The following is a 21611-nucleotide window of genomic DNA, read 5'->3' as shown; positions in this document are numbered from 1 at the left end:
GTTCCGTCCGTCACTCAGAAGCGAGTCAACTGACCGGAACGGCGGTCGGCCAGACCGGCAGGTCTTTCCACGACACTCGCACAGAACCGCGTATGTTCAAAAGTGGGCGGTTCGTCGCCGATGCACTCGGCGACCTGAGAGAGTCACAAGTGCAACCGAACGGCGTCGACCTCACGCTCGGTGCGATCTACGAGCAGGTCGAACCGGGGCGCATCGAACGCGGCGGCAAGACTGTCGGCGACCGACAGGAGATCGAACCCAGCGACGGGATGTACCACCTCGACCGCGGCGGCTACATCGTCGAGTACGCCGACCGAGTCGTCATTCCAGATGGACACATCGGCTTTCTCCTCCCGCGGTCGTCGTTGCTCCGTAACTCCTGTATGCTCGATACAGCCGTCTGGGACGCCGGCTACGAGGGGCGGGGTGAGGGGCTACTGGAGGTCCACCATCCGATAGAACTCGAACAGGGGGCGCGGATCGCACAGCTCGTGCTCGCCGACGCCGCTCACGAAGGGACGTACGAAGGCTCGTATCAGGGCGAGAATCTACAGTAACACCGCCACGGTTACGGCCTCACGGTGAACGTCAGTTCGCTTCCGTCAGCGAAGCCCAGCGTTACGGTGATGTTTTTATCCGCCATATCGACGGGTTTGCCGGAGTTACCAGATCCAGAGTCGATAAATTCGTACATCGTGACTTCAGCGGTCGAATCGCCAGCGATGGTTGCGGCGCCGGATAATGTCGCTGTCTCTCCGATGGTATAGCCGTCTTTCCCGGCATTGCGTTCCTTGTCCGTGTCCCAGAACCCCGTCGACGAGCCGACGACACGAATTTCATGCTCAGTCCGGGTACTGCCAGACTGTCCCTCATACAGCACACTCGCAGCGTTCGTACTGACAGTGACGTTCCTGACGCTGACCGATGTCGAGGCCGTATTCTCGACCGATAGCGTGACACCGGAGCCGTCGCTGCCGAACGTGCTAGCATCGTCCCGATAACTGACAGAGTCGGCAGCATCGCCAAGCGCGACCGATTCGGTTTGGCCGGTCGCGCCGTCGTTGCCGTAGGCGTCTTCTAGTTTTGATAGCGTGACAGTGTACTCGCCGGGCTGACTCACCGTGTACTTGATTTCATAGGTGAACGACGAGCCGCTGTTGTCGAGGTTCAGCTGCTCCGTGTTTTCGACAGTTCCCGGACCGGACACATCAAGCGTCACGTCACTTGCTTGAATGGCGGTTCGTTCAGTCGCTTCGAGCGTAACAGTGAACGTCCGGCTCCCGTCCTCTGTCGCTGTGAACGAATCGACGGTCGGTTCGGTCGTGTCCTTCGGCGTCTGGTCGTTCGTGACCGAGTCGCCGCGGTTGCCCACGTCGTCCTCGACGACTGCCGTTGGTGTGACCGCTCCGTCAGCGAGCGCGGTCGTATCGAACGTCAGCGTCGTTTCGCTGGTCGACGGGTCGATGGCCGCTGTCCGTGTTATTGTCGTCCCGGTCTGGTCTTCCAGCGTAACAATTGCCGTCTCGTCGCCGTCCAGCGAATCCGGGTCGGTAACAGTCACGTCGACAGCGTCTTGATTCGCTCGAGTGATGGCATCGGGCTCGACGACAACACCGTTCACGTCGCCCGGCGAGCGACTGTCGAGGAGGAACGACAGCGCAGTTTGTGGCGACATCTCGGTTCCGTCGGTGTCCGTCGCTCCCGATACCTCCACGTCGACTGTTTCGTCCACGTCGTTGTCAGCGAACCGAATCGGGACTTCGTACGTTGTCGACGTTGTCCAGCCCCCGTCCGCAGTCACCACAGTCGCCGAGCTATCAGTGACGCCGTCAAGCTCGATAGTCGGTGCAACAGTCTGGTCCATCTCGTCATCGAAGGTCAGCGTGAGTGGTCGTTCGACGTTGCTGTTGGCTTCGGTGTCGTCTATCGGCGTTCCGGGAAGTGTCGCCGAATCAATAGCCGGCGGCTCCGCGGTCGGCGTCTCGCCGGTATCCGTCTCTGTGGCCGGCGTCGTCTCGGCATCCGTCCCCGTGTCAGTATACAGCGTTCGGCTCTCTCGGCCGAGGACGGTGTTGCTGTCGGTGTACACGACAAGAACCGTCACGGTGCCGGTGTAAGTATGTGACTGGGTCACGGTATCAGTCGGTTTGAACTGCCCGGTGACGGCGGACTCATAGCGCTGGCTCGCAGTTTCGTTCCGGATGATAATGTCGAGTGACGTACCGTCGACAGTGTCACCGCCATCGTGTGTAACCGAGATCGTAGTCGTTGTAATGTCTATGTCGAGATCCACCAGCGGCTTGTCAACGGATTGTGCCCCGGACGAAAGAATACCAGCACCCAGTACCGAGACCGAGATGACGATAACAGCCGTCAGTAACACAACACCAACTGTCTCCGATTGACCGCGGCAAAGGTCAGTCATGTTGATTCAGACGGGAGCGTACTGCACGGGGCCGTCGAGTGTGGGTGTCAGCAGGCGTAGCACAGTGGATGCTGTGATTATACTTGTTGCCAGTCAAAAGGGTGCTGGTGTTTGAGACATGGTAGGCCATGCTGGGAATTTAAGTGGATTTCCTGAGTGCTATCGAGTGGTGCTTGAAGCAACTATACCTCGGTCCATACTGCCGTCAGCCTTCAGTACCCGGAAATTACACAAGCACCGTTTTCAGGTACGACAACTGTCTGACCGGGGTTTATCACCGTTGCTGCGTGACAGTGAGACATGATAGTAGAATTTCACATCGATGCCCCCCTCTTGCAGCGAACAGCTGAAACGCTGAGTAAAGCAGCGATACGGATACAGCGACTTCACTGTGAGAGTGGCGACTGCCGTGCCGTCGCCTGGATTGGCCCTGTCGAGCGGCCCGCCATCGAAGCGAATCTGGCCCAGGACGAGAGTATCACCGATTATGCCCACGTAGCGGCAGAAGGAGATGGTCACTGGTACACCCTGCATACGACTGACACGACAATCGATACGATCGGAGAAGCGTTGTTGAACGCGGACGGATTCCTGCTCGGTGCCGCACAGACCGGCAAGGACTGGGTGTTTCGAGCCCGGTTCCCGGAGAAGAGTTCGGTGCTATCGTTCCGTGATGTGCTCGTGTCCAGTGACATCAACATCGACATTCAGACCATCACTGACGACACGGAGGCCTCTCCACAGTTCGGCGTGACAGATCCACAGCAAGAAGTGCTGTTGCTCGCGCTCAACCGTGGGTACTTCACCGTTCCGCGGGAGTCGTCCCTCTCGGACCTCGCTGCGGAGCTCGGTATCTCCAGTCAGGCCGCTTCGGAGCGGCTCCGCCGGGGGACGCGAACGCTGGTCCAGAACACACTGGCAGCCCCTGAACGGCCGCTTGTCGGCTCACCGCCGGAGTAATCGGACTGAGAACGGATCCCCGTTCGTGGAAAGCGAAGATGGTGGGACGCTGGCCCTCTGTAGTGGGTCTAGGGGCTAGGTGTCGCCGAATAGCTGCGTTTTTCGTCATGTAAGCCGACAGCGTGGGTGGGCGTCGCGTCTGGGTCGTCGTCGACACGCCGGTTACTTCAGACAGTGAAACAGCTCGTCCGCTGTTATAAGAGCGGAGCGCGTACGTTGGGGTATGAGCTCGAACGAGGGGACTGTGTATATGCTGCGGAGTCGGGCCACGGAGGAGTCCGACGACTGGGTGAGCCCTGAACCCGCGGAAGATGTTATTGCCGATGCGGTGCTTGAAGCGACGGATCTGGATGCGGATGATATTGACGGGCTGGATACGTACGTCGACAGCGAGTCACTCCGTGCGGTCGTCGGAGAGGGGACGACGGAGTCGCTGACGTTCGCTGTCGAAGGACACGACGTGACAGTAACCGCTGATGGGGAGATTTCTGTCGGTGGGTAACCGGCGCTGACACGCCCCCGTCCAAATGACATAAGACAGTGGCCTGAGAGCCATCGGTATGACCCGCGTCGCGCTCATCGCACACGACGACGAGAAACCCGAGATGATAGATCTGGCACAGAGTTACGAAGCAACACTCTCGGAGTTCGATCTCGTCGGAACTGGTACGACGAGCAAGCGCATCATGGCCGAGACCGAGCTCACGGTCGAGCGCAAGGAGAGCGGGCCGATGGGCGGCGACACACAGATCGGCGCGGAAGTCGCCGAGGGCCGGATGGACGGTATCGTCTTCCTTCGGGACCCGCTGACGGCACAGCCCCACGAGCCGGACATCTCTGCGCTCCTGCGCATCTGTGATGTGCACGACGTACCGCTGGCAACGACCCGGACCTCGGCGGAATACGTTCTCGAAGGGCTGGCTCAAGACACAGCCGACGACTAGCCCGTCAGAAGGCAACCGCTCGCGGGCAGCCTACTCCGCGTACGTCGGTCGCTCCGCGTACTCGATGAGGTCCCGCTCGCCGATGCGCTGGAAGGCTTCGAGCCGGAAGGCGCAGGCGTCACACGTCCCACAGGCCGGCTCGTCGTCCCGGTAACAGCTCCACGTATCCTCGTAGGGGACGCCGAGTTCGACGCCGCGCTCGGCGATGTCGGTCTTTGACCACTCGACGAAGGGCGCGACGAGGTCGATGTCCGTCTCGGGCTTCGTGCCGGCGTCGATGACGCCCTGAAAGGCGTCGAAGAAGGCGGGCCGGCAGTCCGGATACCCAGAGAAGTCCTCGCTGTGTGCGCCGATGAAGACGGCCCCGCAGTCGTTGGCCTCGGCGTAGGAGACCGCCATCGACAGCAGATTCGCGTTGCGGAACGGGACATACGAGGTCGGAATCTCGTCGCTGTCAGTGTCGGCGTCTGCCACGTCCATCGCGTCGTCGGTCAGTGACGACGCGCCGATCTGGGTGAGATGGCCGGTCTCGACGTGGAGGAAGTCCGCCGCGTCGACGTGGTCGGCCAGCGCGCTGGCGCAGTCGTACTCCCGGTCTTCGGTGTTTTGCCCGTAGCTCGTATGGAGGAGATACAGGTCGTCGTACCCGCGGGTCTGTGCTTCGTAGGCCGCCGTGGCGCTGTCCATGCCGCCGGAGGCGAGCACGACAGCGCGGGTGTCATCAGTCATCTGTTATCGTTTCTCAGTCAGGTACCCGGTGCGTCGTTCCAGAGGTCGACGTGGAGCCGCGGCGTGTACCGGTAGCCGTACTCCAGTGCGAGATCCGCGACGGTCTCCCGGGTCGCTTCGAGCTGGTCGCGCGTCTGTCCTTCCGGCATCAGTAACACGTCGTCGTCACGCACGCGAACGGACGCGGCGTCGCGGAGCTGTTCGATGAGGCCCTCGATTTCGGCCATGTCCTCGCGTCCGGTGACAACGAACTTCAGTTGCGTGTCGTAGCGCTCGATGAGTTCGGCGAGTGTCGGCACGTCGAGTCGACGCTCTTCGTGGCGGTCAGCCCACTCACCGTCGCCGTCGGGATCGCGGTCGGCCGTCGGTGTGCTGGAGGCCAGTTTCGGGCTGACGCTGGCGAGGTCGATGGGTGCGTCGGGGACGACGGTCCCGTTGGTCTCGACCGTCGTGTGATAGTCCCGGTCGGCCAGCCGCTCCAGCAGGTCCGCGCTCGCGTCGTGAATGAGCGGTTCGCCGCCGGTAAGGACGACGTGGTCGGCATCGTACTCCTCGATAGCTGCCAGCACGTCCTCAACATCGAACCAGTCGTGAGTCGGTTCCCACGAGGTGTGATAGGAATCACAGAACCAGCACCGCAAATTACAGCCGCTGGTTCGGACGAACACGCTCGGGACACCGGCCAGTCGGCCCTCGCCTTGCAGCGACTGGAACAGTTCGTTAATCGGGAGGTCACCCGTCTCTGCGTCGGCGTCAGTCCCCTCGATATCGACCCCGGGTGCGTCGTTTGCGACCGGCATCAGCGGATACAGAGTTCGCTGGTCTCTCGGACGGAGACGGCCACATCCGACACCGTCTCCGGAAGTCGGTCGGCGAGGCGCTGTTCCAGTATCGTGGCCATGACTTCGGCTGTCGGTGGGTGGTCGAGGACGACCACAGCGTCGCCGTCGCCGCTGGCGTCGAAGGCCTCGACAAGCGGGTCGCCGGCCTCCAGCAGGAAGCGGTGGTCCCACTCGTCGACTACGTCCGTGACCGCGCCCTTATCCACGACCCACCCCTCATCTGTGAGTTCGCCGGTGACGCGGACGGTGATTTCGTAGTTGTGTCCGTGCGGGCGCGAGCATTTCCCGTCGTGATGGAGCAATCGATGGCCCGCAGAGATGCGGAGCGGCCGGTCGCCGCCGACGACGAGTTCGCGTTCACCCGCGTCGGCGAGCGCGTCTTCGGCCTTTGATAGTCGTTGAGGCATATCTCGGTATTATCGGTGGCTGTCTTAACTCTCACGGGAGCCTGCCGGTCAGTGTCTCCGTCCCACGGCTGTCGAGTGAACAGACCGAAAAACAGCGCGCACCGAGCAGCGGGCACAGAATCACGTGGATAGCGGTTCGTCGTCAGCTGCCGCAAGTCGTCGGCTCATCGCGCGCAAGTATTCGGCAGCCGCGTCGGGGTTGTGGTCGCTCAGTGCGGTGTGGACTTGCTCGCAGCCGTGTAGCAACTGTGCCCGCAGATCACACTCTGGGAGTTTGTTCCGACTGACCGTCTCAGCCGTCGAAACTGTCTGTCGAGCCGTTTCGAATTCCGCAGAAGTGACCGCTGTTTCGCCCGCGTCAACGAGTTGCGTCAGAACCGCGTGTACATCACTGGGCAGGTCGCTGGGCACACACAATGTTAGATATGTACAAGCATAATACTCGTGTTCTGTCGCCGGCTGTCATCGGCGTAAGGGATAGGTCACTGCAGTCCACAGAGACTGGTGTGACACGACGTGCCGTCGAACAGGAGTTCGAGCGCTACCTCTCCGAGTTCGTCGACGAGACGTACGCCGCGTTCGATGTAGCGGCCGTGCTACGCGGGTCAAACGGGAGCGGCAGCCGTGTTGCCGGCAAACTCCTGAACAACAGCCGCCCGCTGGAACGCCACGTGGTTCGGCCGAAACTCCAGTCCTACCGGCAGCAGATACTCGCCCAGCTGGAGCCGGTGCTGGATTACGCCGCCACTGACGCGGCGTTCGACACTTATGCTGCGGAAGTACTGGCCCGTGATCTCTATTGGAACGCACTCCGCGACACCGTCCGTGGCGACCGCCGGGACCGGATTCGGGACCGGCTGTTGGCCCGCCAGCAGTCGTTCGGCGACGACCTCGCACCGCTAGTCGCCGCCGACAGCGACGACTTCTGGACGGCTGTCACCGACGCATACAATCAAGAAAGAGCGACAGAGATCGTCCAGACACATTTCGAGTTCTCCGTCCCACTGCGAGAGGACCAGAACGCCTTCGCCTTCAAACTCACCATTGACCCCGGTGAGGTACTGGGCGGTCTCGCACGAGCACTGCCGACACTCGACGTCGAGTTCACCGATGAGGCGTTGCGGTCGATGCGATACGCTGAAAAGCAGGTCATTCCCTCAGCGAAGGCTGACGTGAAGCAGGCATACGAGTGATAGAGCGGGCCCGCCGCTGGGAGTCGTTTTCTACAGTACCCGCTACCGGTTGGTGTTCCTCAGAGGAATAGTCCGAAAGTGGACACGACGGCCGTCTTGGCACGTGGACGGCCGTTGTGTCAGGTATTGGTGTTGGTGTTGACTGACGACGGCAGGGATGGTTTACTCACGTCGACTCGGTCTCGGACTCCGCGAGACCGGTACAGCATGGGAGCTTGGCAGCGAACGCCGGTGATGGCGTTCACGTACGGGCTACAGGACGTAGACCAATCAACCTGCCATCGATTTCCATGTACCCATATGGTAAATAACCTACGGAATATGTTACTTCTATACTGAGTAAATCATTATAGTCCGCGCTCAGCGACTATGCCACCGGAACTCAGCGGGGGCCGAAAGTACTAGAGTTCTGGTAATTCTTTATTATCGGTGTCGCGAGACAAATGTGGCGATAGCAGTCCCAGTTTCGCGTCAATCGTCGAAGGGCCAGTCACCTGTAATCCGCATCCCTTCGGCGAGATTCTGTGCTTCGAGCGCATCGGCTATCTCCCCGGGGTCTCTGTGAGTCGGTGCTACCGAGCCGTCAGCCAGCGTCACGGCGAGTTCGGTCAGGATGACGGCCTGCTCGCGGAAGGTTCGGGCTTGCAGTTTATCCAACGTATCGGCGTGGGTGTGGCCCCAGCCACGTCCCTCGCCGCCGGTCTCGCTGGTCACGTGATAGCCGGGGACGCCCCGCTGCACGAACGGCCAGTGGTCGCTGTGGGGGCCTTGCTCCGGGGTGAGCGAGATAGGGTGGTCAAGCCGATCAGCCACGTCCTCGGCAGCGGCCGCCAGCGCGTCGAAACCGTGGGTGTAACACTTCAGCGTGCGGCCCTGAACGACGCCGTCGAAGTTGAGCACGGCCGTTACGTCGTCGAGGGCAGTTTCCTCGGCCACATGATTCGAGCCGATCAGGCCGACTTCCTCGGCACCGAAGGCGACGAACTCCACGCGCGTCTCCAGTTCGTCCTCGCGGCCGGCTAACGCGCGGGCCACCTCGACGACCATCGCAGTGCCGGCCCCGTTGTCCATCGCTCCCTCCGCGATATCGTGTGCGTCGACGTGACTGGTGACCAGCAGCCGCTCGTCAGTGTCGGGTCCGAGTTCGGCGTGGACGTTCTGGCTCGTCGCCTCTGGCGTCTCGCAGTCGACGGTGACGGTGATATCGTCGCCCGCGTACCGACGGGCCAGTCGCGAACCCGTCTCGCTGGCGACGCCGAGAGCGGGAATCTCGCCAATGGGAGTGTCCGCCGTCCCAACGCTGCCAGTCGGTGGCAGCACGCCCTCGACGTGGTTGCGGTAGATGAATCCGACTGCGCCGGCCTCGACGGCGTGGTAATACTTCTCCCGTCGGTGGATGTATCGGTCGTACCAGTCTGGGACATCCGAGCGAGCCAGCACGATCTGCCCCTCACAGTCACCGTCCTCGAAGTCTTCCGGGAGGCCGTGACCGACATCGACCAGTTCGCCGGTCACCGAACCGGCCGGCGACCGCGGCAGGGCGATACACTCGTGGGCCTGCGTCGCGACCGGGACCCCGTCAGTGTGGACGGCGCTAGCCCCCCGTTCCCAGCCCTGAATATCGAATTCGGAGAGCCGAGCGTCGCGGGCGGACGCCGCCAGTGCGTCTCGGGTCGCTTCTGCGGCCGCCCGTTCGCCGTCGCTGCCCGCCATCCGATTCCCGATGTCTACCAGTGTCTCCAAGTGGTCCCACCCGGCCGCGCTGGTGAACGTTTCGCCGATCCAGTCGGTGTCGTCCATACGTCTCAGTGAGGCCGTGCCGGGTTTGAAATTAGGGGTGCCCGCCGGCAATCGGCAGCAGTTACGACGACGTGAGCGGGCCGTACCGACTAGCGACTCCATACCCCAGAACAGCCAGTACAGTGATACTGAGGCCGAGGTAGAGCAAGGAAAGGAGGAAGTCAAGCGGCGTGACGGCTATGACCGGTCGGTCCAAGAGGCGATAGTACGCCGAAAAGAGTCCGCTACCGAAGAGGGACGCGGCGAGAAACCCCCCGAAACTGGCGAGGCCAACGGCGGAGGCTGCGGCAGTGCAGTACCGCTGAGACAGATCGCGCCGTCTGGCGTCGGCGTACGCCAGCGCAGCGGCGGCCGGAGACACGAACAGGGCGACAACGACCGGGAGGAGGGTCATAGTCCGACAGTTGGCCGCATGGCCATATAAACTCGGCTCCCGATAGCTGGCCGGCCAGCAGTCCGTTGCGCCGTTGTCTCTGCGTGCGATGTCGACGCCAGCGCCGTCGCAGACGTGCCAACGGCTATTGAGGCCGAAACCGACGGCACCGAATGGGTGACGGAGTTCGGGCCATAGCGGACACGCTTTTGCCGTTTCCGCCTGACTGTCAAAGTATGTCCGGCACACTGCGCAAAGCGGTCGCTGAACCGGTCCGGGACGCCGTCCCGTTTCTGGTCATCACTACCCTGTGGGTCGTCGTGATGCTCGTCCTCTACGGCCTGTTTCTCCTGACCAAGCCCGGCGATATCACATACGACGCGTGGGTCCACGCGACGGTGTTCGTCGTTCCGGCTATCGGGTTTCTGGGGCACATCCTCCAGCAGGCGCTGTCGAGCTAAGCGGAGTCGAGCGCTGGTCACTTCCAAGGGTTCGGAACCAGTTCTGCCTGCACCGTCGCGCCGACGGCGAGGTGCGCGTCGGTCGTCGGTTCGGCGATACAGAGCAGTACGTACCCCGCCTCCAGATGCCGGCCCTTGAGTGCCCGCGGCGGACGGCGATGGGTCACGTCGCCGGACAGCAAGCGAGCGGTACAGGTCCCACACGCGCCGGTTCGACAGCCGAACGGCAACCCGATATCCGCGGCTTCGGCGGCGTCGAGTATCGTCTCCCCGTCCGGCACCGAAACCGTCTCCGTCCGGTCGCTGTCCCGCCAGTCCAACAGGACTTCGGTCATCGGCCGTCCGGTCCCCTTGTCCTCATTGCCAGACGTCGCTCGTGCAGTCGCCGTCGGGCCACCGAATCTCGTGGGCACGGGCCGGCCCCTCCGGTAGGTCGCCGAAGTCCACGAGGAAGTCCCGGTCCAGCGACATCGTCCCCCGCCGCGGGTCCACGTCGGCTTTGAGCATCACCGACCCCATCTCGGCCTCCTCGGGGAAGAACTGGTTGTCCCACGAGGAAAACAGCGAGGTCGTCCAGTACAGCCGCTCGCCGTCGAGTGAAAGCTGGAGCATCTGTGGACCGGCGACGATATCACGGCCCTGCACCTGCTCGATGTCGCCGAAGTAACCGCCAATAGAGATGGAATCGGCCTTTCGGGGGTTCGACGGGTCCGAGATGTCGTACATCCACACCTCGCCGTGGAGCCAGTTCGAGCCGAACAGATAGCGGTCGTCCATGGAGATGAGGATGTCCGTCACCAGAGCGGGGACTGGCATATCCCAGCCCTCGTGCTCGCGGTCGTCGAACTCGATGACCGGTTCAGCGTGATATTCACCATCCGATTCATGGAAGTGAATGATATTCGAGGACAGCGCTGCCCCCACGTAGCCATGTGTGCTCTCGGGCGTGTGCAGGAACCGGGCCTCCAGCGGAATCAGGCCGTCCTCGCCGAGGTCGATGGTCTGCTCGACGACACCGGCCTCCCAGTCCCAGAAGTTGAGCCGCTGCCCGTATTTGCCGTCCTCGACATCCTCTAAGTCGAAACCGGGGTAGTAGGTTTTCGGGGCCGCCCACTCCGTCGACAGCATCACGTTCTGGCGGGGCTGGTACCAGTAGTCGTAGTTCATCTCGATCTCGCCGGGCGGGTCCCACCGACCCTGCACCTCGAAGTCGTCGTTCAGTTCCAGAAAGCCGCCGGGGAGGTCGCCGTCAGCGTCGCCCAGCATGGAGATGAGGATCTCACCGTCGGGGATGCAGTGGACTGTATGCGGCGCGGAGAGGTCGTGGTCGTACACCTCTTCGGGTTCAATTACTTTCGTCAGCTCCGGGTCCCGCCGTTCTTTCGTGTCGACGATATGGATACGCGAGGAGCGCTGGCCGGGGATGACGAGATGCCGGCGCTCCAGCCCCTCCATGTGACACGAGGAGGAGCAGGCGTTCCACCCGAAGTGGTGGAGCTCGTCGCCCCTGTTCGGCATTTTGACTCGGTTGATTATCTCGCTGTACGTGTCAGAGTCGGGGTCCACGTCGACGACAGCCAAGAAGTCCGGCGCGTCGACGTCCTGCCCGACGTGGAGGCCCATCACGTACGCAGTCCGTTCAGGTTCGGCTTCCTCGATGGCGGCCTGCGGAGTGGCGTACCCCGGTCCCTCGTGGTCGTGATTCTCGTGGTGATCGTGTGTCCCGCTCTCGGCTGGGTGCTCTGTATCACTCATGCCTGTTAGTTACACACACATTACATTTTAGCAATGTGTTCCGGACGAAACGGCCGCTACATGCGGCGCGGTAATGGCGGCGTCAGAATAGATGCACGAGCCACCGCCGGCTTCACGCCAGTTGTCGCCAGCTCCACGTCGGTTTCCAGTCGAGCAGCCGCTCGGCTTTCGTCGTATCGATGAGCGCCGCATACGGGTTTTCGTCGTCGGCTGTCGGCCCCCGGTAGTCAGCATCGGCGTACAGTTCCGCCGCGAGTTCGGCGCTCGGTGTCTCGGCGCTGGTGTCCGGGGCCGACACCCAGAGCCGCTCGTGGCCATCAAACGTCGCCTCGACCGCCGCCTCGACCAGCGAGACCGCGTCGGTAGCATGGACGTAGCCACACAGAGTATTCCGCTGGGTGTGAAAGTGTTCGGAAGCACGGAGGCCCGCGAGCGTGCGGTCGGCATCGACGAACGTCTCCCGGACCAGCTCGTCGTCAACGACCCACGGGAACCGCAACGACGTGATAGTGTCCGGGGCGTCTGTGGTCCGGCGGTCGAACCCGTCGGCAGCGATCTCCAGTGCCTGTTTCCCCATTGCGTACGGGTTTGACGGTGTAAGGCGGTGGTCCTCATCAACCGGAAGATAATCGATTGTGATCGGCTCTGGTTCGAACCCGCCGCCGATGGCGCTGAAACTCGACGCCAGCGCAACCGTATCGACGCCCAGTTCGCCGGCAGCCTCCAGCACGTGATAGCTGGACATGACGTTGCTCTCGTAGGTCCGATACCCCGGCGAGTGGTCGGGCGTGGGAACCATCCCGAGGTGGACAACTGCGTCAGGGTCAGATTTGGCGAGTGCGCCGTAGACCTCTCCTGCGTCGAGCAGGTCAGTTTTGACGTATACGTCTGAGCGGTCCTCCTCGCGTTTCCCACGGGAAAGATTAACCGTGCGATACCCCTCTGCGGTCAGGTATTCGAGAACGTGCTGGCCGACGCGGCCGTTTCCACCAGTGACGGCGACCGATTTGGGCATACGTAGGGCTGCTAGGTACAGCCCCAAAACAGTCCCGCAGAGTCCGTCGCTGCCTACGACGCCATCAACGACCGTCGAACGGCGTCTTTAATCGGCGTCTGGTCGATCGGCACGACATCCTGCAGGTTCATCGCCGGGTCGACCGTGACTGGGTTCCGCATGCTCTCGGCCAGCGGCCGGGCGATAGCGTACTGCACGTCCGTCGTGAAGCGAAGCCAGTGCGAGGAGAGGCCGGGCGTCATCACTGGCACGGGGATAATAAACACCCGCTTGCCCTTTTCCGCCGCGGTAAGTTTCAACAGTGACTCGTAGGACCACACCGACGGCCCGCCGATATCGTAGGTCTCGCCGCGGGTTGCATCGGCATCGAGTAACGCCACGAGGTAGCTGATCGCGTCGTCGACGCCGATGGGCTGACACGGTGTTCGGACCCACTTGGGGACGAGCATCAGCGGTAGGCGGTCGGTCAGGTCGTCGACGATCCGGAAACTCGCGCTCTCCGGGCCGATGATGACCGCCGCCCGGAGTACCGTCAGGTCGAACGACCCCTCCGCCAGCACCGATTCGACTTCGCGCCGCGACGCCAGATGGGGTGAGAGATTCTCCTCGTCACCGCTGATACCGCTGAGATAGACGACCCTGTCGACACCCGCAGCCGACGCCGAGTCGGCAAACCGGCGAGCGTAGCGCCGGTCCAGCTCGGCGAAGTTCTCGGACGTGAGCGAGTGAATGAGGTAGTACGCGACATCGACATTGTCACAGAGGCCGTCAAGAGAGTCGGGTTCGCCAAGGTCGCCCTCAAACGGCTCGACTCCGTCAGGAAAAGAGTCTTCGCTCGCGCTCCGGGAAAACGCCACCACATCGTGGCCTGCGTCGTTCAGGGAACGAACCAGTCGCTGTCCGATGAATCCGGTCGCACCCACAACGAGCACACGCATATGTTCGTACCTTGTGTCGAAACCCCAAGGACGTTGCGGCGATTCCCGGGTCGAAAGTGCCGGGCGTCGGGTTCGGAAGGTTCGAACCGAAGCCAGACGTGCTCGCTCCGCTGCGCGCGACTGGCAGGGTTCAAATCCTCGGTTCCGCTTTCGCTCCTCACGTCTGTTCGTCGTAAAATAGCGGGTGGCGGGGGATTTGAACCACGCGAACGCCTCGCAAATACTCGGGCCGTTTTCACGGCTCACATTAGTTCGCCGAAAAACGGGCGGCGAGGGATTTGAACCGAAGCCAGACGTGCTCGCTCCGCTGCGCGCGACTGGCAGGATTCAAATCCTCGGTTCCGCTTTCGCATCTCATGTCTGTTCGTCGGAGAAAGCGGGCGGCGAGGGATTTGAACCACGGTCGTTCCGCGCCGCTACACTCCCTGATTCAAATCCTCGCTGCCGGTTCGCTCACCGCTCGTAAAACTCGGGTTCGCTGCACGGGCGGCGAGGGATTTGAACCCCCGACCATCTGGTCCGGAACCAGGCGTTCTGTCCGCTGAACTAGCCGCCCACAAAAGGTAGTATCAGGCTGTCTGTTTTAACGGTTGTGAACCGGGGCGTCAGGGAGACTCGCCGGTTTCGATCGTGAACTCGCTGGTCGGGTACGCGACACAGGTCAGGCAGTACCCCTCTTCCATGTCGTCGTCCATCAGCGAGTCGTTGTTGCTGTGACGGATGTGGTCCGTCGCCGGGCCGTCCTCGATATGACCGGAACAGGAGATACACTGACCCTCACGGCAGGCGTACGGCAGGTCCCAGCCCTCCTCCTCACCGGCTTCCAGAATCGTCTCGTTGTTAGCGACCTCGATCGTCTCGCCTTCCTTGGCGAATTCGATTTCGTAGTACTCGACCTCGTCGTCGGCGATGTCGTCGGGGTCGAAGCCCTCGTCCTCTTCCTCGGCCTCCTCTCCCTCGCCGAGTTCACCTTCGGCCTCACCAGCCGGAATCGCTGTGGCACCGCCACCGCCGATAGAGCGGTTGTACGGCTCCGGAAAGTCCGTCTCGGGGACTGTCGCGGCTCGCTGCTCCAGAACCTCCTGGGAGATGTCTTCCGGTGCCTCCCAACCGGTCCCTTTGGCGTAGTGGAGCGCGACCACTATCAGGGTAAGCGTGGCCCCGGCGGCGAGTCCAACGAGTTCTACCATGTGCACGGCTATGGAATACTGGTTTAATTAGCTGTTGTTTCACCCGCAGCCACCCGCGAGCGGCCCGGGCATCAGACGACTGTGTGCCTGCTGGGGTGCAATTAATTTCCATAGCACTTAGTTCCCTCAATTAATGGCACACCATATGGGACTAAAAGATTCGTGGAGCAATCTCGGTACCGCTGGAAAGGTACTCGTCGGACTGGGCGTCGGTATGGCCGTCCTGTTCATCCTGATTCCGATTATCATCATCGTCGCGGCGGTAATTGCGTCCTTCGTGTTGGGCATGGGTAGCAGTGGGGGCGACGTAGCTGTGGCCCCGCAGGTCTCGTTCACGTTCGAGTACGAGGAGACGACAGACGGCGTCGTTGCTGTCGTGACGCACGACGGTGGTGAGACGATCAGCGCGGAGCAGCTTACTATCGAAGTGGCAGATGGACCAACAGTGGGATGGGACGATGACGACGGCGAGGTAACTATCGGCGATCAGTCGAGCGTTAGCGTCGAGGGCGGAGCCGAAGTCAGACTCGTCTGGCACGGAGACGACCAGACAACAGTACTCGCAAAAAGCACCGCTCCAGTAAGCGAGTCTTGAAGCGGCACGGTCGCACGCTTACTTCCGGCGTGGGACGTCGTGGCGACCGAAGCCGTACCGGAGTCTGCTGGCGAGGCGGCGCGAGAAGCGACCGTCGTCAGCCCGCGAACCGAACCGCTCGGATAGCGCTTGGTAGATGAGCGGCACTGGAACCTCCTGTTCGAGCGCTTCCTGCACGGTCCAAGTGCCGGTCGACCCGCCCTCGACGCGGTCGGCCACGTCGCCGAGGTCGTTGCCCTCCTCGTGGAACGCCTCCTCACAGAGTTCCAGCAGCCACGAGCGGATGACGGCCCCGTTGTTCCACGTGTTGGCGACCGATTCCAGATCGAGGTCGTACCGGCCGTTAGCCAGCAGTTCGAAGCCCTCACCGTAGGTCTGCATCAGCGCGTACTCGACGCCGTTGTGGACCATCTTGACGTAGTGGCCGGAGCCCGCCGGCCCCATTCGGTCGTGGCCGTCGGGGCCGGTCGCGACGGCGTCAAAGACGGGGACCAGTTCGTCGTAGGCCCACTGCGGGCCGCCCACCATCAGCGAGAAGCCCAGCTCCGCGCCGGCGGGACCACCGGAAGTGCCACAGTCGAGGTAGGCCGCGTCGGTCGACTCGGCGCGACGAAGCGAGTCCTCGAAGTAGGAGTTCCCGCCGTCGACCACGACATCATCATCGCCGAGTGTCGGGGCCAGCTCGTCCAGCGCAGCGTCGACCGGGTCCCCCGCTGGGACCATCAGCCAGATGCGTTTCTCCGGGCCGAGTTTCTCCGCGAGGTCCTCGATAGACGACGCCGGCTGTGCGCCGGCTTCGGCCGCGTCGGCGACGCTCTCCTCGTCGATATCGAAGACGACGACCTCGTGGCCGGCTTCGAGTACGCGGTCGACGACGATGCGGCCCATGCGTCCGAGTCCGATGACGCCAAGTTCCATACCGAGGAGTCGCCGACCGAACAGGTAGGGATTGCGGTTCGACAGAAAAGTGTGGCACGAACACCACCCGTGCCGTCGTCAGTCATAGTACCGCCACCAACCGGCGTCCCGGAAGCGGTCGTGGCGGAGCAATCGCCAAATGCCGTCCCGTACTGCACTGCGTAATCCGGTTCTGGAACGCAAAAAATCTACGGAATACAATTACATCGTCCGTGACAGTTCGGGGACCACCGCCGTTTTGTTCCGGCCACTCCTGCAGGGAATATGGACGAACGCGTACGCGAACACGCTCGTATTCTCGTCGACTGGAGCGCTCGCATCGACGCGGGCGACGATGTGGTCGTGGCTGTTGAGGACGGAGCCCACGACCTCGCAGTTGCCGTGGCAGAACAGTTGGGTGACTGTGGCGCGAACCTCCTGTCGACGTACCAGTCCGACGAACTCACGCGGGCCTATCTGCAGGCCCACGACGAGTCATTCACCGAGAACCCCGAGTACGAACTGGCGCTGTACGAACGGGCCGACAGCGTGCTGTTCCTGAAAGGGTCGAGAAACACCACTGAGACAGCTGACGTGGACAGCGACCGCCGGCAGGCGTACTCGACAGCCAGACAAGCAATCAGGGAGGCCCGGTTGGACACTGACTGGGTGTCGACCCAGCACCCGACGCGGGCGATGGCCCAGCAGGCCGGCATGGCCTACGCCGACTACGCGGACTTCGTCTACGACGCGACGCTGCGCGACTGGGAAGCGCTGGCGGCAGAACAGGCCCAGCTGAAAGAAATTCTGGACGACGGCGAAAAGGTCCGTATCGTCGCCGACGGGACGGACATCACGCTGTTCATCGACGGCCGCATCGCCGTCAACTCCGCCGCCAGCGTGGCCTACGACTCACACAACCTCCCCTCCGGCGAGGTGTTCACCGCGCCCTACGACACTGCCGGCGTCGTCACCTTCGACGTGCCGATGACGATTCAGGGCCGCCGCGTCAAGAACGTCGAGTTAACCTTCAAAGACGGCGTTGTCGTCGACTGGTCGGCCGAGCAGGGGGAGGCAGTCATCGACGAAATCATCGGGACCGACGGCGGCTCGCGCCAATTGGGCGAACTCGGCATCGGGATGAATCGCGGCGTCGACCGCGTCACCGACAACATCCTCTTCGACGAGAAGATGGGTGGGACAGTCCACCTCGCACTCGGGCGCGCGTACGACGCCTGTCTCCCCGAGGGAGAATCCGGCAACGACAGCGCCGTCCACGAGGACCTCATCACGACGATGGGTGAGGGTTCCAGACTAGAGGTCGACGGCGAAATCGTCCAGAAAGACGGCGTGTTCCGGTGGGAAGACGGCTTCGAGGGATAGCTGTCGCTGTACTGCGGTTCTGTGGGCCGGGAATAGATGACATGATGCCGTGGGCCGGGAGCGCCCTGCGTGGCGCGACCCGGGGAAGGGCAGGTTTGCCGAGGGCTGTGCTGATGCTGTTGTGATGTACCGCGAGCGCAGCGAGCGGTTTCACTCCGAGCGCGGCCAGCGGCCGCGACTCGGAGGTCGTTTTTGTACTAAATTTTTGCGAGTGGGGGTGCCCGCAGGCCGAACTGCGGCCGAGGACACCCCCCGAAGTAAAAATTTAGATGGCGAGGAACTGCGACACCAGCCACTTCGTAAACGTCCCGGTAATCGCGCCAATCCACGACAGGACGACGAAGTGCATGTAGGTGTTCGCGTTGTGGCCACCGTCGACGGTTCGAATCATCAGCGACGACAGCATCGCGCCGAACATGATGATAATTATGAGCAGGAATTCGATGAGCGGGATGTTGTAGACGCTCGTGTTGATGAGCGAGGCGGCATCGAGGCGACTGCCGGTGCTCAGATTGAGCGACATATCCGCGAGGATGTTGACGACCTGCAGGCCGATGAAGAAGGCGAACGTCGACGCCGCGGTCATCCCGTACAGGAGGCCGACGAGCGTTGTCGCCGCCTGCTTGCGCTTCTGGCGCAACTGCAGCACCTGATTCATGTTCTCGGAGATGAGCTCACCCAGCTGCTTGGGCGACCCACCCATCTCGCGGCCGATGAGGTACATCTCGGAGAAGGTCTGGATGAGGTAGGAGCGACAGTCAGCGGTGAAGAACCGCCAAGCTGACGTCGGCTCGATTCGCATATTCAGCCGCTTGTAGAGGTTGTCGATATTGGGCGAGAGCGCGCCGAAGTCCTTCTTCCGGAGGGTACGAAGCACCGCACCGGTGGTAGACTGTTTCGCGCCTTCGGTCGCACCGAGCGCGCGGATGAAGTTCGGGAACTCCGAGTCCCTGTCCTTGATGCGCTGTTCTTCCTGCCGGAAGACGAGCCCGGGAATGAGCATCGGGGTGATCGGCGCAGCAGCGTACATCGGCAACGGCACCTCGTCGAACATGAAAAAGATGTCATTCAGCGTGACCGGCGAGACGCCGAGCATCCCACCAAGCGTGATGAACACGAGCAGCATCGACAGCCCAACGCCGGCGGCCATCGATTTGTTGAGCTTGGACTCAATCGGCGACGGGTAGTCGACCGGGTGGAACCATACCGGGTCGTAGGGGGCCATTGAGCGGACAGCGAGATAGAAGCCAGTCTGGACGAACACGAACATCACGATGACGGCGCTGACGGTCATCGTCGGGTTCGTTCCGGTCAGCACCGGCAGAACAACGGCGAACACTAGCGCGAACGTCATCGAGAGGACCATCGATAGATAAAGGTCTTTCATCACTTCGAGACTGTCGAGTGAGCTCTTGTACACCGTCGAGTAGTGCTGGATGATCTGCTCCTGTTCGGTCAGGAGATAGTCGTCGAGTCCCTGCCCGGCTCCGAGCGTGTACGCGAGACGGTCGAAGAAGTCCGAAACGGCGCGGCTCGGGACCTGTTTGGCGCGGCGACGGCAGGCGTCGTCGAGGCTCAGGTTCCAAGTGTCGACTAGCTGGACGATACGGTGCATCTCCATCGCGAGTTCGCCGTACTCGTCTTCCTCGGCAAGCGTTCGGAACACCTCCATCCGGTCGATCTTCGTCGTCGCCAACACAGTCATGTGCGTAATGAGTAGATGAAACCGGTTGTTGAGTTCGCGTTTGCGCTGGCTCAGCAGGATCTTTGGGTAGAAAACCGCTGATGCCATCACCAGCAGTCCAAGCAACGGGATGGGCGCGCGGATCGCAATCGGGACATCAATGAGAAAGGCGGCAACTGTGGAGATAATGAAGAAGGCGACGGCCGGCAGCAGGATGAAAAGGAGATACCGCTCTAGCGGAATCGTCATCTGGCGGTAGGACTCCAGAAGCGACTGGATCGTCTCGGATATCGTCAGGTCAAGGTCGCTCTCGGCTTCGCCCTGTGCCATCGTTAGTCCGGTCTGGCCATGTTGAACGGAATCCCTTCGACACCGTCACGCTGGAAGTCAGAGATGAAGTCGTTGACTTCGTGATACCCCAGAATCCCCTCCTGCATGGCGCGTTCGATGAGGTTCGCGCGGAACTCAAGATCGTCGTAGATGTCACGCGTGTCCTCGTACCCCAGCAGCGTCGCGATCTGCTCTTCGAGGACGAAGGAGTTGTTCATCCCTTGGAAGACGATCTCGTCCTCGACGGGGTCCCAGTTGAACACCTGCCGGGTGACGACACCGTCCATCTCCTTCGAGTACCCCTCGATCTCCTGAACACTCGTCACGCGGCGCAGGACCTGATCGCCCTGCTTGACGCGGTTCTGGAACAGCGCCACGTCGGCGACATCCATGAACGTCTCGGGGACGTTGATGGGTTCGCCGGTGAAGCGCTGGATCATCGAAACGATGTCGCTGGCGTGGAACGTCAGCATCACCGGGTGGCCAGTCTGGGCAGCCTGAAATGCCATCCGCCCCTCCTCACCACGAACCTCCCCGACAATGATGTAGTCGGGGCGAGAACGCAGCGCGGCGGCGACCAAGTCGAACATGTCGATGCTGGTCCCCTCGTCTTCACCCTCCCGGGTCAGTAGTTGCTGCCAAGTGTTGTGCGGCGGCAGCACCTCGGCGGTGTCCTCCGCGGTGTAGATCTTCGCGTCGTCGGGAATGAACGAGGTGATCGCGTTCAGTGTCGTCGTCTTCCCGGACGCCGTCTCCCCGACCACGAACACGGTCTGTTCGTTTTCCAGACAGAGCCAGAGGTACGCGGCCAGTTGCGGCGACAGCGTCATCCACTTGGTAATCTGGAAGATAGACAGCGGAACGTCATCGCCCTGACGGATGGTGAGCGAAGGGCCTTTGAGGCTCACGTCGTCGGAGTAGATGAGGTTCAGACGCGACCCATCCGGGAGCGTCGAGTCGACGATAGGGTCCGAGTCGGAGACCGGGTCGCCCATCCGTTCGCCCATGTTGCGGAGCCACTGGTCGAAGGCCTCCTCGCTTTGCCACTCGACAGTGGTTTCGAGCATGCCGTAGACGCCGTGGTCGACGTGGCACTCGCTACGGCCGATAACGTGAATGTCCTCGTTGGCCGGGTCGCGCATGACCGGCTCGAGCGGGCCGAGGCCGACGATGTCACGGTTCAGCCGATAGAGGATGTTCTCGTAGGTCTCCTGTGTGACCTCGACGCTGCTCACATCGGTCAGGTTCGACAGCCGCGTGAGGACGCCGCTGTCGCTGTCCTCGTCTCTGACCTTGGTGGTCTCCTGCAGGAGTTCTTCGATACGGTCGTCGAACTGGGCCTCGTTCTCCGGCGCGGGCTTGTTGACGCTGCGCTGGAGCAGGCGGTTGCGGACCTTCCCGAAGACAGTCCGCTCGTCCTCGTCGAGTTCCGGCTCGATGGCGTAGTACTTCATATCCTGACCCACGTCACCGTAGATATGACAGAAGATGGGGCCGCCGACCGGGTAGAGCACATTCGGCCGGTTCGTCTCGTACTCGTCGTCGGCCTCGTCGATGAGCATCGGGAACTCACCGGTAATCTGCTTGAACTTCTTCAGGTGGTCCCGAAGGTGGGGCCGTCGCGCTGCCATCTGTCGAAGTTCATCCGACGGTTTCGCACGTCCATGGTCTGTCATATCTTATGTCACCT

23 protein-coding genes and 1 tRNA gene are annotated in these 21611 nt (G+C 62.0%); 8 read left to right on the top strand and 16 right to left on the bottom strand.

Annotated elements, in window-relative coordinates; translation table 11 throughout:
- Positions 1-29: 29 nt before the first annotated feature.
- Positions 30-557: a deoxyuridine 5'-triphosphate nucleotidohydrolase gene (locus Har1129_RS17140; RefSeq protein WP_225307847.1), complete on the top strand. Its 528-nt coding sequence runs from the start codon at positions 30-32 to the stop codon at positions 555-557.
- A gap of 11 nt (positions 558-568) precedes the next feature.
- On the opposite strand, the gene Har1129_RS17135 is transcribed toward Har1129_RS17140, so the two are convergent.
- Complete coding sequence (locus Har1129_RS17135) at positions 569-2425, bottom strand: type IV pilin N-terminal domain-containing protein (protein ID WP_151101939.1); 1857 nt, start codon at positions 2423-2425, stop codon at positions 569-571.
- 300 nt (positions 2426-2725) lie between these two features.
- On the opposite strand from Har1129_RS17135, the gene Har1129_RS17130 reads away from it, so the two are divergent.
- The 3 genes from Har1129_RS17130 (at position 2726) to Har1129_RS17120 (ending at position 4329) form a co-directional block, all read left to right on the top strand.
- Entirely contained in the window at positions 2726-3385 is a 660-nt protein-coding gene (locus Har1129_RS17130) for a helix-turn-helix domain-containing protein (protein ID WP_151101938.1), read from the top strand.
- Positions 3386-3608: 223 nt separating this feature from the next.
- Entirely contained in the window at positions 3609-3887 is a 279-nt protein-coding gene (locus tag Har1129_RS17125; RefSeq protein ID WP_151101937.1) for a HalOD1 output domain-containing protein, read from the top strand.
- Between the two features lie 58 nt (positions 3888-3945).
- Positions 3946-4329: a methylglyoxal synthase gene (locus Har1129_RS17120; protein ID WP_151101936.1), complete on the top strand. Its 384-nt coding sequence runs from the start codon at positions 3946-3948 to the stop codon at positions 4327-4329.
- Between the two features lie 30 nt (positions 4330-4359).
- On the opposite strand, the gene queC is transcribed toward Har1129_RS17120, so the two are convergent.
- The 4 genes from queC to Har1129_RS17100 form a co-directional block, all read right to left on the bottom strand.
- Positions 4360-5058, bottom strand: coding sequence for a 7-cyano-7-deazaguanine synthase QueC (gene queC, locus Har1129_RS17115; RefSeq protein ID WP_151101935.1), 699 nt, complete (start codon positions 5056-5058; stop codon positions 4360-4362).
- A 17-nt stretch (positions 5059-5075) separates the two neighbouring features.
- Positions 5076-5858 carry a 7-carboxy-7-deazaguanine synthase QueE gene (locus tag Har1129_RS17110; protein WP_151101934.1) on the bottom strand — a complete coding sequence of 261 codons (783 nt, stop codon included), beginning with the start codon at positions 5856-5858 and terminating at the stop codon, positions 5076-5078.
- Entirely contained in the window at positions 5858-6307 is a 450-nt protein-coding gene (locus tag Har1129_RS17105) for a 6-pyruvoyl tetrahydropterin synthase family protein (RefSeq protein WP_151101933.1), read from the bottom strand. The genes Har1129_RS17110 and Har1129_RS17105 overlap by 1 nt, the downstream gene beginning before the upstream one ends.
- 120 nt (positions 6308-6427) lie before the next feature.
- Entirely contained in the window at positions 6428-6718 is a 291-nt protein-coding gene (locus tag Har1129_RS17100) for a hypothetical protein (RefSeq protein ID WP_151101932.1), read from the bottom strand.
- A 95-nt stretch (positions 6719-6813) separates the two neighbouring features.
- On the opposite strand from Har1129_RS17100, the gene Har1129_RS17095 reads away from it, so the two are divergent.
- Entirely contained in the window at positions 6814-7500 is a 687-nt protein-coding gene (locus Har1129_RS17095) for a hypothetical protein (protein ID WP_151101931.1), read from the top strand.
- Positions 7501-7971: 471 nt separating this feature from the next.
- Here Har1129_RS17095 and Har1129_RS17090 read toward each other — a convergent pair whose 3' ends face one another.
- Together Har1129_RS17090 and Har1129_RS17085 are read right to left on the bottom strand one after the other, a co-directional pair.
- The gene (locus Har1129_RS17090) at positions 7972-9300 is read right to left on the bottom strand and encodes a M28 family peptidase (RefSeq protein WP_151101930.1); all 1329 of its coding nucleotides are present in this window, start codon (positions 9298-9300) and stop codon (positions 7972-7974) included.
- A 61-nt stretch (positions 9301-9361) separates the two neighbouring features.
- A complete protein-coding gene (locus Har1129_RS17085) occupies positions 9362-9694 on the bottom strand; it encodes a hypothetical protein (protein ID WP_151101929.1) in 333 nt (110 codons plus the stop codon).
- 215 nt (positions 9695-9909) lie between these two features.
- On the opposite strand from Har1129_RS17085, the gene Har1129_RS17080 reads away from it, so the two are divergent.
- Positions 9910-10134: a hypothetical protein gene (locus tag Har1129_RS17080; RefSeq protein WP_151101928.1), complete on the top strand. Its 225-nt coding sequence runs from the start codon at positions 9910-9912 to the stop codon at positions 10132-10134.
- 17 nt (positions 10135-10151) lie between these two features.
- Here the strand turns inward: Har1129_RS17080 and Har1129_RS17075 are convergent, their stop codons facing one another.
- The 6 genes from Har1129_RS17075 to Har1129_RS21290 form a co-directional block, all read right to left on the bottom strand.
- Positions 10152-10469, bottom strand: coding sequence for a 2Fe-2S iron-sulfur cluster-binding protein (locus Har1129_RS17075; RefSeq protein WP_151101927.1), 318 nt, complete (start codon positions 10467-10469; stop codon positions 10152-10154).
- Between the two features lie 22 nt (positions 10470-10491).
- The gene (locus Har1129_RS17070; RefSeq protein WP_151101926.1) at positions 10492-11889 is read right to left on the bottom strand and encodes a selenium-binding family protein; all 1398 of its coding nucleotides are present in this window, start codon (positions 11887-11889) and stop codon (positions 10492-10494) included.
- Between the two features lie 112 nt (positions 11890-12001).
- Positions 12002-12904, bottom strand: a complete 903-nt coding sequence (locus Har1129_RS17065) for an NAD(P)-dependent oxidoreductase (RefSeq protein ID WP_151101925.1) — start codon at positions 12902-12904, stop codon at positions 12002-12004.
- Between the two features lie 53 nt (positions 12905-12957).
- Positions 12958-13842, bottom strand: a complete 885-nt coding sequence (locus Har1129_RS17060) for an NAD(P)H-binding protein (protein ID WP_151101924.1) — start codon at positions 13840-13842, stop codon at positions 12958-12960.
- 483 nt (positions 13843-14325) lie between these two features.
- Positions 14326-14398, bottom strand: a tRNA-Arg gene (locus tag Har1129_RS17055).
- Between the two features lie 49 nt (positions 14399-14447).
- Positions 14448-15032 (bottom strand): 2Fe-2S iron-sulfur cluster-binding protein, encoded by a 585-nt coding sequence (locus Har1129_RS21290; RefSeq protein ID WP_151101923.1) that lies wholly within the window; start codon positions 15030-15032, stop codon positions 14448-14450.
- Positions 15033-15177: 145 nt separating this feature from the next.
- On the opposite strand from Har1129_RS21290, the gene Har1129_RS17045 reads away from it, so the two are divergent.
- A complete protein-coding gene (locus Har1129_RS17045; RefSeq protein WP_151101922.1) occupies positions 15178-15627 on the top strand; it encodes a type IV pilin in 450 nt (149 codons plus the stop codon).
- Between the two features lie 18 nt (positions 15628-15645).
- Here Har1129_RS17045 and gnd read toward each other — a convergent pair whose 3' ends face one another.
- Positions 15646-16590: a phosphogluconate dehydrogenase (NAD(+)-dependent, decarboxylating) gene (gene gnd, locus Har1129_RS17040; protein WP_305037546.1), complete on the bottom strand. Its 945-nt coding sequence runs from the start codon at positions 16588-16590 to the stop codon at positions 15646-15648.
- Positions 16591-16809: 219 nt separating this feature from the next.
- Between gnd and Har1129_RS17035 the strand changes: the two genes are divergently transcribed.
- Entirely contained in the window at positions 16810-17907 is a 1098-nt protein-coding gene (locus Har1129_RS17035; RefSeq protein WP_151101920.1) for an aminopeptidase, read from the top strand.
- A gap of 265 nt (positions 17908-18172) precedes the next feature.
- On the opposite strand, the gene flaJ is transcribed toward Har1129_RS17035, so the two are convergent.
- Entirely contained in the window at positions 18173-19921 is a 1749-nt protein-coding gene (gene flaJ / locus Har1129_RS17030; protein WP_151101919.1) for an archaellar assembly protein FlaJ, read from the bottom strand.
- Between the two features lie 2 nt (positions 19922-19923).
- The gene (locus Har1129_RS17025) at positions 19924-21597 is read right to left on the bottom strand and encodes a type II/IV secretion system ATPase subunit (RefSeq protein ID WP_151101918.1); all 1674 of its coding nucleotides are present in this window, start codon (positions 21595-21597) and stop codon (positions 19924-19926) included.
- Positions 21598-21611: the final 14 nt, after the last annotated feature.

Source organism: Haloarcula sp. CBA1129 (genome assembly GCF_008729015.1).
Lineage (GTDB): Archaea > Halobacteriota > Halobacteria > Halobacteriales > Haloarculaceae > Haloarcula.
The sequence above is the reverse complement of the archived record's forward strand: the minus strand, read 5'-3'. Positions and strand labels throughout refer to the sequence as shown.

Bases quoted from the DNA above. Each gene is read 5' to 3' on its own strand.
- Har1129_RS17135 (WP_151101939.1), bottom strand. From the start codon at position 2,425: ATGACTGACCTTTGCCGCGGTCAATCGGAGACAGTTGGTGTTGTGTTA.
- Har1129_RS17130 (WP_151101938.1), top strand. From the start codon at position 2,726: ATGATAGTAGAATTTCACATCGATGCCCCCCTCTTGCAGCGAACAGCT.
- Har1129_RS17125 (WP_151101937.1), top strand. From the start codon at position 3,609: ATGAGCTCGAACGAGGGGACTGTGTATATGCTGCGGAGTCGGGCCACG.
- Har1129_RS17120 (WP_151101936.1), top strand. From the start codon at position 3,946: ATGACCCGCGTCGCGCTCATCGCACACGACGACGAGAAACCCGAGATG.
- queC (WP_151101935.1), bottom strand. From the start codon at position 5,058: ATGACTGATGACACCCGCGCTGTCGTGCTCGCCTCCGGCGGCATGGAC.
- Har1129_RS17110 (WP_151101934.1), bottom strand. From the start codon at position 5,858: ATGCCGGTCGCAAACGACGCACCCGGGGTCGATATCGAGGGGACTGAC.
- Har1129_RS17105 (WP_151101933.1), bottom strand. From the start codon at position 6,307: ATGCCTCAACGACTATCAAAGGCCGAAGACGCGCTCGCCGACGCGGGT.
- Har1129_RS17090 (WP_151101930.1), bottom strand. From the start codon at position 9,300: ATGGACGACACCGACTGGATCGGCGAAACGTTCACCAGCGCGGCCGGG.
- Har1129_RS17085 (WP_151101929.1), bottom strand. From the start codon at position 9,694: ATGACCCTCCTCCCGGTCGTTGTCGCCCTGTTCGTGTCTCCGGCCGCC.
- Har1129_RS17080 (WP_151101928.1), top strand. From the start codon at position 9,910: ATGTCCGGCACACTGCGCAAAGCGGTCGCTGAACCGGTCCGGGACGCC.
- Har1129_RS17075 (WP_151101927.1), bottom strand. From the start codon at position 10,469: ATGACCGAAGTCCTGTTGGACTGGCGGGACAGCGACCGGACGGAGACG.
- Har1129_RS17070 (WP_151101926.1), bottom strand. From the start codon at position 11,889: ATGAGTGATACAGAGCACCCAGCCGAGAGCGGGACACACGATCACCAC.
- Har1129_RS17065 (WP_151101925.1), bottom strand. From the start codon at position 12,904: ATGCCCAAATCGGTCGCCGTCACTGGTGGAAACGGCCGCGTCGGCCAG.
- Har1129_RS17060 (WP_151101924.1), bottom strand. From the start codon at position 13,842: ATGCGTGTGCTCGTTGTGGGTGCGACCGGATTCATCGGACAGCGACTG.
- Har1129_RS21290 (WP_151101923.1), bottom strand. From the start codon at position 15,032: ATGGTAGAACTCGTTGGACTCGCCGCCGGGGCCACGCTTACCCTGATA.
- Har1129_RS17045 (WP_151101922.1), top strand. From the start codon at position 15,178: ATGGGACTAAAAGATTCGTGGAGCAATCTCGGTACCGCTGGAAAGGTA.
- Har1129_RS17035 (WP_151101920.1), top strand. From the start codon at position 16,810: ATGGACGAACGCGTACGCGAACACGCTCGTATTCTCGTCGACTGGAGC.
- flaJ (WP_151101919.1), bottom strand. From the start codon at position 19,921: ATGGCACAGGGCGAAGCCGAGAGCGACCTTGACCTGACGATATCCGAG.
- Har1129_RS17025 (WP_151101918.1), bottom strand. From the start codon at position 21,597: ATGACAGACCATGGACGTGCGAAACCGTCGGATGAACTTCGACAGATG.